The 16113-nt window shown below is 39.9% G+C and carries 15 protein-coding genes; 2 read left to right on the forward strand and 13 right to left on the reverse strand.

The features are described from left to right. Positions 1-79: 79 nt before the first annotated feature. From pdxA to NHH15_RS13590, 11 genes are all read right to left on the reverse strand, one after another. Entirely contained in the window at positions 80-1081 is a 1002-nt protein-coding gene (pdxA, locus tag NHH15_RS13540) for a 4-hydroxythreonine-4-phosphate dehydrogenase PdxA (RefSeq protein ID WP_262067187.1), read from the reverse strand. Positions 1082-1095: 14 nt separating this feature from the next. Next, complete coding sequence (locus NHH15_RS13545; RefSeq protein ID WP_262067188.1) at positions 1096-2400, reverse strand: four-carbon acid sugar kinase family protein; 1305 nt, start codon at positions 2398-2400, stop codon at positions 1096-1098. Between the two features lie 200 nt (positions 2401-2600). Further along, positions 2601-2960 carry a DUF4180 domain-containing protein gene (locus tag NHH15_RS13550; RefSeq protein WP_262067189.1) on the reverse strand — a complete coding sequence of 120 codons (360 nt, stop codon included), beginning with the start codon at positions 2958-2960 and terminating at the stop codon, positions 2601-2603. 92 nt (positions 2961-3052) lie between these two features. Continuing rightward, complete coding sequence (locus tag NHH15_RS13555; RefSeq protein ID WP_262067190.1) at positions 3053-3361, reverse strand: TIGR04076 family protein; 309 nt, start codon at positions 3359-3361, stop codon at positions 3053-3055. A 9-nt stretch (positions 3362-3370) separates the two neighbouring features. After that, complete coding sequence (locus NHH15_RS13560; protein ID WP_262067191.1) at positions 3371-3727, reverse strand: DUF1667 domain-containing protein; 357 nt, start codon at positions 3725-3727, stop codon at positions 3371-3373. Between the two features lie 2 nt (positions 3728-3729). Continuing rightward, positions 3730-4986, reverse strand: a complete 1257-nt coding sequence (locus NHH15_RS13565) for an NAD(P)/FAD-dependent oxidoreductase (RefSeq protein ID WP_262067192.1) — start codon at positions 4984-4986, stop codon at positions 3730-3732. Positions 4987-5001: 15 nt separating this feature from the next. Continuing rightward, positions 5002-6441, reverse strand: coding sequence for an NAD(P)/FAD-dependent oxidoreductase (locus NHH15_RS13570; RefSeq protein WP_262067193.1), 1440 nt, complete (start codon positions 6439-6441; stop codon positions 5002-5004). A 23-nt stretch (positions 6442-6464) separates the two neighbouring features. After that, on the reverse strand, positions 6465-7961 hold the full coding sequence (glpK, locus tag NHH15_RS13575) for a glycerol kinase GlpK (RefSeq protein ID WP_262067194.1): 1497 nt from the start codon (positions 7959-7961) through the stop codon (positions 6465-6467). A gap of 16 nt (positions 7962-7977) precedes the next feature. Further along, on the reverse strand, positions 7978-9069 hold the full coding sequence (locus NHH15_RS13580) for an ethanolamine utilization protein EutH (RefSeq protein WP_262067195.1): 1092 nt from the start codon (positions 9067-9069) through the stop codon (positions 7978-7980). Between the two features lie 238 nt (positions 9070-9307). Further along, positions 9308-10078, reverse strand: a complete 771-nt coding sequence (locus NHH15_RS13585; RefSeq protein ID WP_262067196.1) for a DeoR/GlpR family DNA-binding transcription regulator — start codon at positions 10076-10078, stop codon at positions 9308-9310. Between the two features lie 84 nt (positions 10079-10162). Continuing rightward, the gene (locus NHH15_RS13590; protein ID WP_262067197.1) at positions 10163-10399 is read right to left on the reverse strand and encodes a hypothetical protein; all 237 of its coding nucleotides are present in this window, start codon (positions 10397-10399) and stop codon (positions 10163-10165) included. A 174-nt stretch (positions 10400-10573) separates the two neighbouring features. Here NHH15_RS13590 and NHH15_RS13595 point away from each other — a divergent pair, with 174 nt between their 5' ends. Both NHH15_RS13595 and NHH15_RS13600 read left to right on the forward strand, forming a co-directional pair. Next, positions 10574-11266, forward strand: a complete 693-nt coding sequence (locus NHH15_RS13595; RefSeq protein ID WP_262067198.1) for a response regulator transcription factor — start codon at positions 10574-10576, stop codon at positions 11264-11266. Continuing rightward, entirely contained in the window at positions 11263-12759 is a 1497-nt protein-coding gene (locus NHH15_RS13600) for a sensor histidine kinase (protein WP_262067199.1), read from the forward strand. The genes NHH15_RS13595 and NHH15_RS13600 overlap by 4 nt, the downstream gene beginning before the upstream one ends. An 81-nt stretch (positions 12760-12840) precedes the next feature. Here NHH15_RS13600 and NHH15_RS13605 read toward each other — a convergent pair whose 3' ends face one another. Both NHH15_RS13605 and NHH15_RS13610 read right to left on the reverse strand, forming a co-directional pair. Continuing rightward, on the reverse strand, positions 12841-14541 hold the full coding sequence (locus tag NHH15_RS13605) for a methyl-accepting chemotaxis protein (protein WP_262067200.1): 1701 nt from the start codon (positions 14539-14541) through the stop codon (positions 12841-12843). A gap of 85 nt (positions 14542-14626) precedes the next feature. Next, complete coding sequence (locus tag NHH15_RS13610) at positions 14627-15934, reverse strand: RNA-binding domain-containing protein (protein WP_262067201.1); 1308 nt, start codon at positions 15932-15934, stop codon at positions 14627-14629. Positions 15935-16113: the final 179 nt, after the last annotated feature.

A 16113-nucleotide genomic window follows, 5' to 3' on the forward strand; every position in this document is an offset into this window, starting at 1 on the left:
ATACCACAATTCCTATTGCAAGACCTAATAACATTCTCTCTCCACTCAGTCCGTTCACCATAATTTTCTTTCCCCTTCCCTATTCATGAATAAAATTCGGCGCATATTTTGCTGCCAGTAGTATTGCCTCTTTCATACTTACTTCACTTACAATTCCTTTTCCCGCAATATCAAATGCTGTACCATGATCAACTGAGGTTCGCAGTATTGGCATCCCATTTGTAATTGCAATGGTTCTGTCAAAATCCAAAGTCTTTGTAGCGATATGCCCCTGATCATGATAAAGAGATAATACGCTGGTATAGCGTCCCATTGCCGCCTGGTGAAAAACAGAGTCTGCACCAATTGGACCAACTACATCATAGCCTTCTGCCTGTAGCTCTTCTACGGCAGGTGTGATTTCTTCCACCTCCTCATAACCAAACAAGCCATGCTCTCCACTATGGGGATTAAGCCCGGCAACCGCCATGGTTCCATCTTTTACCCCTAACTTATGAAGAGCCTCAAGGCATCTTTTTACATAATCCTTAATGCGGTCTTTCTTAATCATATCCAGCATTTCCCGAAGAGACACATGACGGGTCAGGAAAAACACACGTAGTCCATTTGTTTCAAACATCGTAAGAGGATCCTCGGTATTGGTAAGTGCTCCAAATATCTCCGTGTGCCCTATAAAATGAATCTCACCAGCTTTTAGTGATTCTTTGTTAATTGGCGTGGTCGCAACAGCATCTACTTCCCTACTGTTTGCCAGCTCGATACTCTTTGCAATGTACGCATATGCCGCCTTACCACACATTGCATTTACTTTACCAAATGCAAACTTGTCCCAATCGATGTTTTTTAAATCAATTAAATTTAAAATACCTTCCGAGAAATCTCCTTCACTCGGGTGCTCAATCACTTTAATTTTCAAATCCACCTTCGTGATTTCAATTGCATTCTTCATCACCTGTCCATCTCCGATCACCACACAGTTCGCCTGATCTGTTATCTCCTTAGATGCTATTGATTTCGCTACAATTTCCGGTCCCACACCGGCTGGATCTCCTATTGGTATTGCAATGATTGCTTTCTTCATGTTTGTCTCCCTTCTTATATGTAAAGCTTTTCTTTTAAGTAAGTAACACATCTATTGATGGCATCTTTTTGCCCTTGACTTCCACCCTTTGTAATAATATGAATGCCTTCAAATTCTCCCTTTAACAGTCTTCCATAGGCTGCCAAGGGCAATACTTCATCCAGCAAATCCAACCCTGCCGTATCAAATCTTCGACAGACCGAAACCGTGATATCTCCACCACTTGTGTAAAGGCCTTTATAAGAATCCTCCTTTTTAAAAATTTGATATGCAATCTCTGCGAAGGACTCATTAATAATTTGTGTCACCTCATCCATCGTGCAGTTCAACTTGCTTTTATAATAATTAAAATCGATTCGATTCTCTGGATAAATCCCATCCCCTGTCACGGTAGAAATTACATTTTTTCCGCTTTCTGCCAGAATCTCATGGATAACACGCTGAATTTCTTTGTCTCTGGCTTCTTTGCTATCCAATAACTCTTTCGTTTGTACAAACACATTGTGGGTTCTCTGGGAAAGCCAAAGATCTTCCATCTGTCCCTTCGTTGCCGGATGTACACTTCCAACAACCGCTAATATCCTGCTTTTCTCTGCTTTTTCAGATGGCTTAATCAGTTTTCTGGACAAAGCCGCTGTAAATACTCCTGGATCCACCGCAATTATTTTTTTCCGGCTTGTAATCACTGCATCTGCAATTAAATCCAAATCCTCTTGTGTTACACAATCACAAATAATAATCCGGCTTCCTTTTTGAATCTCTTCTTTTATTCGATCTGCCAGATAATGCTTTCCTTTCATCATATCCTTCGTATAAATTGAGGATACCGGATACTTGCTTTGTTCCTTAAAAAGCACTTCTGCTTCACTAACTGCAACAGGTGTTTTTGGATCAATGGCGATGTCCGTTTTATGAAGCAGCTGACCGTTAACCAGCATATATCCTCCCAGCAAAATACGACCTGAGGAAGGAAAACAAGGTGCCACAATTGCTGTATAATCCTCTCCCAGAGAATCCAACATAGCATCTGTTTCACTGCCTAAGTTCCCTCTTAAAGTACTATCTATACGATTAGCATAAACTTTGACATGTTCACTTTTTAACAGTTCACAAACATTGTAAACTCGGTTGTATGCAATGTCCGGTTCTACTCCCCGGCTATCAGTGGGATACAAAACACAATCACAGTTTTCCAATGAGGATAACTCAATTCGTTCTTCATTCATGACTGTATAGGCATTATAATTCATCTTCTTTAGCAGAACCCCAGTTGCATTTGCTCCTGTTAGATCATCTGCTATCACTACACATTCCGGCATATACACCCCTCCTTGTTCGTTTATGTTCTTTATGTTAAACCCATTGTTCGTTTGTGTCAACTTTTCTCAGTAAAAAATGTTTATTTCTACATTTTCAACAATTTTCCCTGTTCGTTTGTGTTAATATGCGCCAAAAAAAGATAGTTCTCCATAAAAGTGAACTATCTTTTCTCATGACACACGGTCTTCTTATTCGGTTTTTAATCATTGAGTTTCTCAATGGCCTGTTCTTTTGTTTCTACAAAGAAAAAATCTTTTCCTTGATTCGACTCATAAATAAAGTCTTTCAGTGGTTTACTGGTGTATTTTGAATAATCTCCATAGACCGCAAACTTAATGTGATAGTTTATAAATTTCTGCAAAATTTCCCCTGCTAAACCGGAGCTTAATACGAAAAACTCTTCCGTAATTGCTTCTTTACTAATCACAATTTTATCTGCTCCACTTTCGTAGTTAATGGTCATTACCAAATCAAGGGCTGCATTTACGCTGTCAATCACAACTTCCGAATCATCAATTACTGCAATTGTCGTATTGTTTCCTTTAATGTAATCTATCATTCTTTTTCCCTTTCTTTTTTTTGATTATAACACCATTAACAGCAAAATTACAGCTCATAATAACCGCCCTGGCTATTATGAGCTGTTCCGGCTTATTTAACGGATGTGTATGGCTCAATTAGAAATACCACCGGACGAAATCCATCGGTACAGGTTGCTACTTGCGATTTCCCTCCCTTTGTACCAATACACTCCATATTGTTTCTGACAAATATAATATCCTTAAAGATATCCGCCCATGCCCAGGTACAAAAGCCCTCCGGTACTGTTCTTCCATCTGTAATAAAGCTATCACCTTCTTCAAACTTATTACAGACCGGAATTGGTTTTTCGGCATATTCTTCAATAATATCATCCATTACCATTTTTTTCAGTATTGTAACTTTTACCAAATCCGACATTTTTTCCTCCTATTTCACAGTGCTTGTTGCAACAATATTGATACCGCTGTCACAAATATTCGGAATCACAACATCATATCTTTGAATTGGCGTATCACAAACCGTTTTTTCTGCAATCACCTTCATACAATCCATTATAAGTTCCTTTGGTATTGGTTCCTCTGAACGTACTGCTAATAATTCGTTTTGTCCTGCCACCTTTACAGTAGAAGTCAGAATACGAACCGGATGAAGAAATTCATTGTTTCCGTACACCTCACCTCGTTTGCAGCCAAATCCTTTTATGGACGTTACTTCTTTATCGCTGCCTTCCACTTCTATTTCACATCCCATCGGACAAACGGTACATATAATTTCCTTCTTCACAATTATGCCTCCTTTACTACCTCTACTAAAACATCATCTCCAACCTTATCCATGGGTATTTGAATGCAGCATATTTCTCCCGGATTTACACGTTTCTCTTTTACAGATGCAATGACCTCATCTCCACACTTCGCCACGAGACGGACATTTGCATCCGGCTGTAGTACACGGAAGAAGAGCTTTGCTTTTTCCTCATTTCCGATTCTTAATCTTTGAGGACACAGATAGCGGACATTGTTTCCTGTTAATGATGTTACCTCACGCACCTCTCCCGGCATTTTATCCATTGCATAAAGAGCAGCGTATTTTCCTGCCTGCATACTTTCAACTGTAACATTATCTACTAAATCATTTACGTGTACGACGTTGCCACTGGCAAAGACTCCCGGACTTGAGGTTTGCATATATTGATCCACCTCCGGCCCATTGGTAATACGTGAAATACTGATTTCCGCTTTTCTCGTCAACTCGTTTTCAGGCAATAATCCAACGGAGAGTAAAAGAGTATCACATTCTATAAATTCTTCTGTTTCCTTAATTGGCTTTTTATTTTCATCCACCTGAGCAACGTAGACACCTTCCACTCTCTCATTTCCCACGATTCGCGTAATTGTATGGCCAAGCTTTAATGGAATTCCAAAGTCATCCAGACACTGTACCTTATTTCTGGTTAAACCAGCCAGATAATCCATGATTTCTACCACAGCTAATACTTTTGCTCCCTCCAGACTCATCCGTCTGGCCATAATCATTCCAATATCACCGGAGCCTAATATTACTACATTTTTCCCAACCATTGTATTCTGTCTATTTACCAATCTTTGTGCAGATCCTGCTGTATATACACCTGCTGGTCTCGTTCCTGGAATCTGAATATTCGGTCTCGTTCTCTCCCGACACCCCATTGCCAAAACGATGCTTTTTGCTGTTACCTTTGTCATACCATTTTCAGAACTTGCACAAATGATTTCTTTCCTTTCCGGTGCGAAATCTAATACCATTGTATTTAACAACACATCAACCCCCAGGTTCAATGCCTCTTCTGCGAATCTACCTGCATATTCCGGTCCGGTCAGCTCTTTTTTAAAGTAACTAAGTCCAAATCCCGGATGGATACATTGCTGTAAAATTCCCCCTATGCTATTGTCTCTTTCAATAACCAGAACGTCCTTGGCTCCTTCTTTCTTTGCTGCCACTGCCGCTGAAAGACCAGCCGGACCGCCTCCGATAATCGCCACATCACATTTTACTTCGTACATTATCTTATCTCCCTTCTATTTCACCTTCCCAAGAACCATATAAGACCCAGTAACATTCTTATTCACATCCTCAATTGGAATATTCAGTTCCCGTGCTAATATTTCAATTACTTTAGGTCCACAGAAGCCACCTTGACATCTTCCCATTCCGGCTCTCACCCGGCGTTTAATAGCATCTACACTTCGTGCTCCTATTGGTCGGTGAATCGCTGCAAGTATTTCGCCTTCGGTAATCGTCTCACAGCGGCAGATAATATTTCCATACTTGGGATTTTGGGCAATCACAGCTTCTTGTTCCTCAACTGTCATAGTATGAAATACTTTTATACCTTCCCTTGTATTTTTAAAGTCTTCCCTATAGATCAATTCTGCTCCCTGTCGCTTCATGAGCTGAGCCACATAAACCCCTATAGAAAGCGATAAGGTGAGACCCGTTGACCGGATGCCAGATAGGTTAATGTATCCTTCCACATCATCGTATACATCAATGTGAAGTCCTTCCGGATTGCGGTTCGGGCGTAATCCACTGTATTGTGTAATAGTATCTCTGATATTTACCTCTGGAACCAGACGCTTTACATCTTCTACAATACTTTCGAGTCCTTCCGTTGTAACCGATTTATCCGTTTTATTATCCAAGTCCTCTGCAGTTGGTCCGACCAGCATATTTCCATGGATTGTTGGACACATCAATTTTCCCTTTGTAATCTTCGTTGGAATTGGCAATACAATGTGTTTTACTTTACAGGAGGTATTCTTATCCAAAATGTAGAATTGCCCTCTTCTGGCAACGACTTTATAGTCTGTCTTTCCCACCATTGCAGCAATCTCATCACAGTATAGTGCTGCTGCATTAATCACGTACTTTGTTTCGATTGTTTCTCCCGTTGTCTCAACTGCTTTTATTTGGTTGTTCTCAACCCTTATGTCGGTAACCTTAGTATTTAACAGGAAGTCCACTCCGTTTTCACTTGCATTTTCTGCTAACGCCTGCACGTAAATAAACGGATCTATAATAGACTCTCTCGGAATATAGAGCCCTCCCTTTACCTCAGGATTAATATTGGGCTCCATTTCAATAATCTGCTCTTTCGTAAGATACTCAACATCATATACCCTATTCTTAAATGCTTTTTCCTTGATTGCCGGAAGCTGCATAAACTGCTCCTCAGTAATTGCTGGAAGAATTGCACCCGTTTCTTCAAAAGGGATTTGAAGCTCCTTGACCAGTTGAGGAAACATTGGATTTGCTGCAACCACCAATTCCGATTCAAGAGTACCCGGAGCGGCATCGTATCCAGTATGAATGATTGCACTATTTGATTTTGAGGCGTCTCCTCCTATATCTTCATTTTTATCAACGACGATAACATTTATATGGTATTTGGAAAGCTCTCTCGCAATTCCACACCCCACGGCTCCCCCGCCAATTACAACAACATCAGTTTTTAACATTTTATACTTCCTCCTATTTATCTTTAAGCTTCTTCCCATTTCTTTGCCCGTTCCACTGCCCGATGCCACTGATTCAGAAGTCTGTTACGAGTTTCATCATCCATATTGGGCTCATATCTTTTGTAAAGCTTCCAGTTTTGTTCTAACTCATCGATATTATGAAATTCATTGATTCCATATGCCGCCAGATAAGCAGCACCTAATGCGGTTGTGTCTGTGATTACTGGTACTTCAACTGGAATCCCTAAAATATCCGCCTGAAACTGCATTAAGAATTCGTTTTGAACAGCACCACCATCTACACGCATTACTTTAATTGGAATTCCGGAATCCTTTTCCATTACATCCAAATTATCCTTTACCTGATAGGCCATACTTTCCAGTGTTGCACGAACAATGTGTTCTTTTTCCGTTCCTCCCGTAATTCCGACCATGGTTCCTCTCGCATATTGATCCCAGTGAGGTGCAGCCAGCCCTGAGAATGCCGGTACGAAATACACACCTGCAGTATCGGGTACGGACTTTGCCATAGCCTCTGTTTCCGATGCACTCTCAATGATTTTCAGCTTATCTCTTAGCCACTGCACTGCTGCTCCTGCAATGTAGATTCCTGCATCCAAGGCAAAGGTTATTTTCCCTTTATTCAATCCCCATCCTACTGTTGTCAGCAGTCCATTTTTTGAATACACTGCTTTCTTTCCTGTGTTCATTAGCATAAAACAACCGGTTCCATAGGTTGTCTTAACGGTTCCTTCTTTAAAACAGGCCTGTCCAAAAAGAGCTGCCTGCTGATCCACAACAGAACCTGAAATTGGTACGCAGGCACCAAAGAAATCCAAAGGATCTGTGTACCCATATAGCTCTGAGCTATCATGAATTTCAGGCAGGATACTCTTTGGTATACCCATCCATTCCAAAATTTCATCATCCCATTTTCCTGTATGAATATTCAGGAGCATTGTTCGAGATGCAGTTGAATAATCCGTAATGCACACCTTTCCATGAGTCAGCTTCCAAATCATCCATGTATCCAATGTTCCTGCTATGATTCGCCCTTTTTCGATTTTTTCCTTAACGCCTTCCACATTGTCGATAATCCATTTTATTTTTGTTCCACTGAAATAGGCATCCACTACAAGACCTGTCTTTTCACGAATCTTCTCTCCATAATCATTTGCTAATTGATCTGCATACTGGGCCGTTCTTCTGTCTTGCCAAACAATTGCATTATATACTGGAGTTCCTGAAACTTTATCCCATAGCATCACGGTTTCCCCTTGATTATCCAGACCCATACAGGTCAGCTCATCTTTTTGGATCCCTGCCTCCGTTGCTGCCATATCTATCACGTCTAATATACTTCTCCATATTTCCAAAGGATCATGCTCTACCCATCCAGGCTCCGGGAAATATTGCGTATGCTCTTTATATCCTCTTGAGACTTTATTCCATTTTTCATCGAAAATCATTGCAGTTGTTCCCGTCGTACCCTGATCTAATCCCAAATAATATTTTTTCATATCAATATCCTCTCCTTTATCCTATTTTCTCTGGCTCTACCATGTTTTTACAAATCACTGATGCTAATACTATTGCAATAATACCTGCTGAAATTTTCGCTAAAATAACAGGAGTAATCATATCCGGCTGCACACCTGCTGTAAATCCTAAGTGGTCACCTAGGGCTGCTGTTGCTGGAACAAGCCACGCTGTATTTATTACAATTCCTTTTTTCTTCATATCCTTCATCATTGTATACACCGGAACAGAATTCGCCAATGTAAATACAAGTCCGGCTGCACTGGTTGCATCCAACCCAATTTTTCGTCCCAGAGCATTGAGTGGTTTGTCCATTACTTTTGTAATAATTGTTAAAACTGGAAAAGTTCCAAGCAGCACAATTCCGATTCCGGCGATTGCATCCATTCCCTCCATGATCGGAGCCATCCCAGGTATAATTACCTTTCCTGTTAAATGTTCAAACGCTGCTGCCGCAAGGCCTATATAGATAACGATTGTGATAAACTTTCCAAATAACATACACCCTTTAATCATCTGAGTTGGTATAAACTTGAGACCTAATGCCAGCAATACGGAAAGAATTATAATCGGAATAATATTGACCATTATCATTCCAATATCAAAACCTGCTACAAGCCCACCTATTATTCCTCCAACTGGAATTGTAATCAAACCAATTAGTAAGCCTTTCGAAAAATACTCCTGATCATTCTTTTCGATTAATCCTAACCCTACTGGTATGGAAAATACTAATGTACATCCAAGCATAGAAGAAATAATGTTTCCTGATAATAAACCTGCCTGTTCATTTTGTGCCAACTCCACTGCCAATGAATAGCCGCCCATGTCATTCGCTAAGATCGAGGCAAACATAGCAGGGTCTGCTCCCATCATTTTAAACAGCGGAATAATTACAGGACCTAATACTGTTGAGATTACCGGTGCCAGACAGACAATCCCTACCATTCCAAGTGCCAGTGGACCCATCGCATTAAAACCTTCATCAAACTTTTCTCCCAGACCAAATCGATTACCAATGATTTTATCCGCTGCACCAATTAACAATCCAATTGCCATTACCCAAATAATAATCTGATCAAATGTCATTTTCTCTTCCTCTCTTTCCTTATCCACATTTTTTGCCAACATTTTGTGCACTTATGTTTGTTTCGAGTATACCACCCCATATATTTCCACGCAATATACACATTAATCGAATATTGTCACCATTTTTTGTGCATTTATTCTAGTTTTGATGTGTATTACTTTCTCAACTCCACAAACCTACAACTTGGATATATGAAAAAAGCTCTTTTCTGTTTTTTCCAGAAAAAAGCTTTTTCTTTTATTCTTCCACTTCCACTTGTTTCACTTCTACCCCTAGCTCACGGACTCTGTGTACAAATTGTTCATCTGCCTGTGAATCTGTAATAATTACATCTAAGTCACTCATAGGACAAACCTTGTTCATCGCTGCCACACCAATTTTACTGTGATCCGCCAAAACAATTACCTTCTGTGTTCCTTCAATTGCCACACGCCGCCAATTAGATTCTTCCATATGATAGTCTGTTGCGCCTTTTGAAACGCTTAATCCACCAATACCCAGAAATAACTTTTCCGTATTAAATCCTTTCATATTGTTGACGGTCAAAAAACCGGATACCGAATAATCTCCATACCGTACCTCTCCACCCAGCATCAGTACACGAATATTACTATCTTCTGATAATACCATTGCGATTTTCATCGAATTTGTCAGTACTGTTACTTTTCTGCGTCCTACTAATGCTTTGGCAAACTCCAGAGTCGTTGTCCCGATGTCAATCGCAATCACATCATTGTCTTGTACATATTGAAGCGCTGCATGACCGATTGCTCTCTTTTCTTTATAATTCTTATCTTCCCGGCTTTCATAAGATGGTTCCAAGGCTTTTGGCTGGGGCAAAACCGCTCCGCCATATACCCTTTTTAACAGTTCTTGTTCTTCCATATATTCAAGGTCTCTTCGAATGGTCTCAATCGAAACATCAAACATCTCTACCAACTCACTGACCTTAATTACTTCTTTTTCATTTAGAAGCTCTTCTATCTTTCTTCTCCGCTCGTGCATCATTTGCTCCGCCTCCAGACTTGTATCCTTGCTATCTTCCATTATACATAGACTTTAGGAGGACTTCAAATTAATTATTTTTAAATGTTATCGAATGCAAGAGCCATCTCGCAAACCTTTTCCCTTTTCCGTCCCACTACCTGTACCATCACATTGACCCGGATTCACTTTCACACAATTCTCCTTTCTATCCCTGGGACATTCTTGTTTCGTTCTCGCCCCTTTCACAGGTGTCCTATTGGGTGCCGCCGATACAGGCATTGCAAACATTGAAACCGTGATAATCATAACCGTAATTGCACCAATCAGTTTTTTTCTTTTCATCTTATCTAATCCTCTCTTTCATCCATATTGTTTTTTTCTCTTTACAAGCTTATCCTACACAAAGCTTATGGCAAAACCATGTCTTTTTTGGTACAATTTATTGCTCTTTAACTCTCTCTGCCATGAAAAAAACATAAACATCTGCTATAATGAACCCAAAAGAAAGGATCGCATATGAAAAAAATACTAATCGCTGATGATAATCGACAGATTACAGATATTCTAAAACAGTACGCCGAAGATGAAGGTTTTACAGTTTATACCGCCTACAACGGTCGAGAAACCTATGATTTATTTACGCAACACGATTTCGCCATGATTCTATTAGATGTTATGATGCCGGAAATGGATGGCTTTACAGTCTGTCGAAAGATTAGAGAAACCTCTATGGTTCCTATTATTATGGTGACCGCCCGAGGTGAAGATTATGAGCGTATCATGGGACTGGAGATCGGTGCAGATGACTATATTGTCAAACCTTTTGCACCTATTGAAGTTATGGCACGAATCAAAGCAATTCTCCGCCGTATCGACCGGAAATTTGATGCAAAATTAAACGAACAAGCAAGAGACTTCGACAATTTATCTGTAAACCTGGATACTTTCTCAGCAACGATTGCCGATATCCCTGTTCCTCTTACAAAGAAGGAAATCGAAATCCTTTACATTCTTATGGAATATCCAAACAAGGTCTTCACAAGAGATAATCTTCTTGATCATGTTTGGGGCTATGAGTATTATGGTGACACACGCACCGTAGATTCCCATATCAAAAGGTTACGAGCTAAGCTCGAGGAATACGACCATCCCCACTGGAACATCACAACAGTATGGGGAATGGGCTATAAATTTGAGGTAAAAAAATGAAAAGTGGTATAACAAAGAGACTGTTACTCTATTTTACCGCAACACTCCTTGTGTTTGCCGTAATCATTGGTTTACTGTTCTCTTCTCTATTTACAAAGAATATGATGCAACACAACAAAAACGATCTTACCAATCGGGCAAATACGATTGCAAGTACATTATCAGAATTTTTAGATGCAAATTTACCTTCCGAACACAAAGGAAAATCCTCCTCTCACGGAAATGGACAAAATGGTTTTGGCGCATTTCTAAAGCTGGCTGATGATATGGCTATGGGAGAGGTATGGCTAGTAGATAAGGATGTGAACCTAATTACGAATAGTGACCATAACCCCGACATTTCCTATGAAGAATTTCCTCAAGATGGTGAGGTATTAATTCAAAATGCACTGATTGGTGAAATTGGGTATAGCGAATCTTTCAGCGAGCTTGTGGGAGTCAAATCCATTACTGTTTGTGTGCCTGCTTACGGTTTGGATGGAAAAATACTAGCCGCAGTACTACTTCATGCACCAGTTGAAAGTATGGAAGAGTCCATTACAAGCGGCCTTTGGATTTTAATGCTAAGCGTCGGCATTGCCTTACTTTTATCTAGTTTAATGGCTATGCTTCTCTCAAAGCGATTTATTCGTCCAATAAAGGCAATAAACATTACCGCCCAAAAACTCGCAGCTGGAGATTACTCTCAAAAGACCAGCGTTCGTCAAAACGACGAAATTGGTCAGCTTGCCGAGACCGTTGATGAATTATCTTTAAGATTGCTGATGTCCAAGAATCAAAGTGAACAGCTGGAAAAAGAAAAACGAGACTTTTATACTGATATTTCCCATGAACTGCGAACTCCCGTCACAGTAATACGTGGTTCTTTGGAATCACTACAAGACGGAAAAATCCAGGATTCTAAGAAACAGCAAGAGTATTATTCCCACATGCTTGCAGAGACATCTTACATACAAAATATGGTGAACGATTTACTGGATTACTCAAAACTAAAGAATCCCGAATTCACTATTCAGACTGAACTCCTTAACCTTTCCGATATATTATCAGATGCCGTACGCAGTATGCGGCGGGTTAGCGAAAAAAAGAAGATACACCTGGAATACAACAATCCCTTCTCTTTAATTGAAATTCAAGGGAACTACGAAAAGCTTCGACAAATGTTTTTGATTGTATTGGATAATGCAATCAAGTTTTCTCCTGAAAGTGAAACCGTATCCATTTCCATACAAAAAAATACCTCACAATACTCGATTAAGATACACGACAACGGATTCGGTATTAGCGAAGAGGATATCCCTCACATCTTTGACCGGTTTTATAAAAACAAGACAAAGAAAAACGAAGGAGGTACCGGAATCGGATTAACAATTGCAAAACAGATTGCTGTACTACACAACATTCGTATTTTTGCTGAGAGCGAAAATGGAAAAGGCACTGATTTCTATATCGATGTAGATGAAATCGAAACATTTAGTATAGAGCCGTTTTAATGAAGGTCCAAAAACGTATCAACTCTAAATAAGAGATGCCCCACTCTTTCCAGTGGGGCATCTCTTAAGTGTGAACTCATTTTATGCAGAAAGCTCATGTCCTTCTTTTTTTAATTGGAAATGATTTACAATGTCTTTCAACGCACTTGCCTGTGCCGCAAGCTCTTCTGCTGTAGCAGCTGACTCCTGTGCATTTGCTGAATTGCTCTGAACCGTAATTGTGATCTGCTCTACTGCCTGATTGATTTCCTGCAGTGCTCGTTTCTGTTCAATTGCTGCTTCTTTAATCCTGTCCATGGATTGTGTGGTCTCAGTTACGATTGTTTTCACTTCACCTAAACCATCTCTTGTTACTTCTGTCAGTTCATTTCCTCCAGATACTTTTTCCATGCTGCTTGCAATTAACTGGGATGTCTCTTTCGCTGCCTCCGCTGATTTAGCCGCCAGATTACGAACTTCATCCGCTACCACTGCAAACCCTTTTCCATGTTGTCCTGCACGCGCTGCTTCCACTGCTGCATTCAAGGCTAATATGTTTGTCTGGAATGCAATATCATCTATCGTTTTTATAATACGGGAAATCTCTTGAGAGCTTTGATCAATTTCTGACATTGCCATCGTTAACTCTTCCATCTTGTCTCCGCTATGTACAATGACCCTATTGGTTTTTCGTGCACTTTCCTGCGCTTCAATTGCTTGCTCTGTACTTTCTTCACCTTTTTTGTGAACTTGACCCACCACATCTCTAAATTGTTCCACCGTAGCTGCCTGTTCATTTGTACTTGAAGCAAGGGATTGTGCTGTTGCTGAAATCTGCTCTGCTGCAGCTGATACCTGCTCTGCTCCGCGAATGACATCTCTGAAAAGATCATTCAGCTGATCTACTGTTTGATTAATTGCAATGTTCATTGTATCCTTGTCACTGCGAATACTTGGATGAATATCCAGATTTCCTGCTGCTAAGGCCTCCATCATTCTAACTTGCTCTTTTGTATTATCAGTCATTCTTTTAAATGCATCAAACAAGTCTCCAATCTCATCCTCACGATCTCTTTCAATTTCCACATCTACATTTCCTTCTGCCAGTTGATCCGACATTTGAGTCAGCTTTACAATTGGTTTTCCTAAAATGCGCTGCATAAGGCGGATAATAATTGTTCCAAAAAGGATTCCGCAAAATACGATAATTCCTACAATACTTAAACCAAATCGGTTTACCGTCTTACTGATTTCTTCCAAGCTTATATCCGCACCGATCACACCGACAATCCTGCCATCTGAAGATCTAATTGGTGCAAATCCTGTAACCATCCTTCCAAACTCTCCGGATTTATATACCTTTGAAGTGGTTGCATTCCCTGTTTCAACAGTTTCATGCATTTTCTCATCAAAGTGTGCTGCATCTTCTGTTTCACCTAGATCAAAGGCTGGATCTTCATCTGCTTCACCTGCAAATCCTTCTGCATAATAAGTGATTTCCTCATCAATGTGTGCATCCAATGCATATAGATATAAGACCTTTGTTTCTTTCTTAATATGATCAAGTCCTGCTTTTGCCGAATGATAGGCCGCATCCTTTTCTCCAGTTTCAAGGGATTTTTCAAAAGCATCACCATCAATAACTGCAGCGGCTGCTTGCGCAATATTTTGTGCTCTTTCTGCATTATCTTTAATTGCAGTACTTCGAAACACAAAGTAACCGGCTGCCCCAATTCCTATCGCACAAGCGATGAGCATGCCTATGGTAAACACCATGATTTGCTTTACAATTGATTTCTTCATTTGATTTCCTCCTAGTGTATAATTCATCTCTACAAATGATTATCGGCCGTAATTCTTTTATACAATAGGGGCATCCAGAAAAAATTTATATCTTATCTGTTTTATACTTTACCAATCGGCCACTCCCAACCTTTGTGAGTAATCCTTTTCGCGTCATCTCCCGCAGCAAAAGGATTGCCGTTGCTTGGGAAACACCGATTTCTTCTTCCACGTCTTTTCGTACAATAAACTTCTTATATGCCAGAATACGAAGTACATGCTTTTCTCTCTCTGTAATCTGATTTGCTGTTTCACATGCTCCCAGGGAATCTCCTTGATTTCTGTTTGGCAGTGTTATCTTAAAGGCGTTGTTCGTCACATCTAATCGGGGTTTACATATTTCGCCTTCATAGCTCTCCATTATTTTCGGAATTCCTGTTCCATATGCTTCTATTAACTTTAATCGATAAAAAATATTCCCCAGATTCTGATTCCGTAAAACCGAAACTCCTAACAAAATATCATCTATTATCATACCTTTTACCAGTCCACCCACTGTAACAAATTCAATTCTGTCCTCAAAAATACTAATTAGTACGCTTGCACTATAGGAGTAATCTCTGTGCACAATTGCATTCAGCAGTGCCTCTCGGATTGCTTCCACCGGATAGTCCTTTCGATCAATTCTTTCGAGACCCTTAAATTCAGCTCGCGTACGGTTATAATGTTCTATATACTCATACGCTTCTTCTACTTGTCTAATCAACGAACCAGTAAATTCTTTTCTCTCTTTAAAAACAGTCTTCTTACTTCCTTCAAACATGGCCAGTTTAATAGTATGCTGACATTGATCTGATAAGAGCAATGCCAAATTCGTATACGTCCCATCCAGCCCTACTAACCCTAAGGATACCTTTTGTTTCTCACCAAACTCAACCTTCCTATTCCTAAAATACTCTTCAATTGTCTCAAATGTAAGCTGTTGTTCCAGTGCTCTCGCTGTTTCAAAACAGTCTCCACTTGTTTCTTTAATCATATTCCTGATTGCTGTCTCTGTTGCCGGAACTGTTGATGCTCCTTGTCTGACATACACACCTTCCGGGCGCAGACCTTTCTTCCCAATATAATAAGGACAAGCCGTACCTCGCTGCACCGTAGCAATTACCACTTTTTTCCCTTCCATCATTTCGATGCTGCCTTCTACAAACAAGGTTACATCCGGACGAATCCCATCTCGAATGGAATTTGTCAGCTGCAAAATAATTTCATCCGCATCCGACACGCCAATCACCGTTCCATCATCTTCAATTCCCACATAAATCGTCCCGCCATCAGAATTTGCAAATGCCACCACTGTCTTCTTGATGTCTTCTGTATATTCTCTTTTGAACTCAATCGTTCTATTTTCATCCATATTAATCTATCCCATTCTTTCTAATAATCATCTAATCATTATAATGATTATTATATCATTATTAGGATGATTGTCAATTATTAATCGCAATCATACGCTCAAGCTTGACATGTTCAATTTGAATTGTTACCTTTGACTTATATAAAGGATACGAACCAACCTAAGAAACGGAGGAAACA

This window comes from Aequitasia blattaphilus (genome assembly GCF_024721305.1).
Classification (GTDB): domain Bacteria; phylum Bacillota; class Clostridia; order Lachnospirales; family Lachnospiraceae; genus Aequitasia; species Aequitasia blattaphila.

Excerpts from the sequence above, each read along its gene's own strand:
- pdxA (WP_262067187.1), bottom strand. The coding sequence starts at position 1,081 with ATGAAGAAAGCAATCATTGCAATACCAATAGGAGATCCAGCCGGTGTG.
- NHH15_RS13545 (WP_262067188.1), bottom strand. The coding sequence starts at position 2,400 with ATGCCGGAATGTGTAGTGATAGCAGATGATCTAACAGGAGCAAATGCA.
- NHH15_RS13550 (WP_262067189.1), bottom strand. The coding sequence starts at position 2,960 with ATGATAGATTACATTAAAGGAAACAATACGACAATTGCAGTAATTGAT.
- NHH15_RS13555 (WP_262067190.1), bottom strand. The coding sequence starts at position 3,361 with ATGTCGGATTTGGTAAAAGTTACAATACTGAAAAAAATGGTAATGGAT.
- NHH15_RS13565 (WP_262067192.1), bottom strand. The coding sequence starts at position 4,986 with ATGTACGAAGTAAAATGTGATGTGGCGATTATCGGAGGCGGTCCGGCT.
- NHH15_RS13570 (WP_262067193.1), bottom strand. The coding sequence starts at position 6,441 with ATGTTAAAAACTGATGTTGTTGTAATTGGCGGGGGAGCCGTGGGGTGT.
- glpK (WP_262067194.1), bottom strand. The coding sequence starts at position 7,961 with ATGAAAAAATATTATTTGGGATTAGATCAGGGTACGACGGGAACAACT.
- NHH15_RS13580 (WP_262067195.1), bottom strand. The coding sequence starts at position 9,069 with ATGACATTTGATCAGATTATTATTTGGGTAATGGCAATTGGATTGTTA.
- NHH15_RS13585 (WP_262067196.1), bottom strand. The coding sequence starts at position 10,078 with ATGATGCACGAGCGGAGAAGAAAGATAGAAGAGCTTCTAAATGAAAAA.
- NHH15_RS13590 (WP_262067197.1), bottom strand. The coding sequence starts at position 10,399 with ATGAAAAGAAAAAAACTGATTGGTGCAATTACGGTTATGATTATCACG.
- NHH15_RS13595 (WP_262067198.1), top strand. The coding sequence starts at position 10,574 with ATGAAAAAAATACTAATCGCTGATGATAATCGACAGATTACAGATATT.
- NHH15_RS13600 (WP_262067199.1), top strand. The coding sequence starts at position 11,263 with ATGAAAAGTGGTATAACAAAGAGACTGTTACTCTATTTTACCGCAACA.
- NHH15_RS13605 (WP_262067200.1), bottom strand. The coding sequence starts at position 14,541 with ATGAAGAAATCAATTGTAAAGCAAATCATGGTGTTTACCATAGGCATG.
- NHH15_RS13610 (WP_262067201.1), bottom strand. The coding sequence starts at position 15,934 with ATGGATGAAAATAGAACGATTGAGTTCAAAAGAGAATATACAGAAGAC.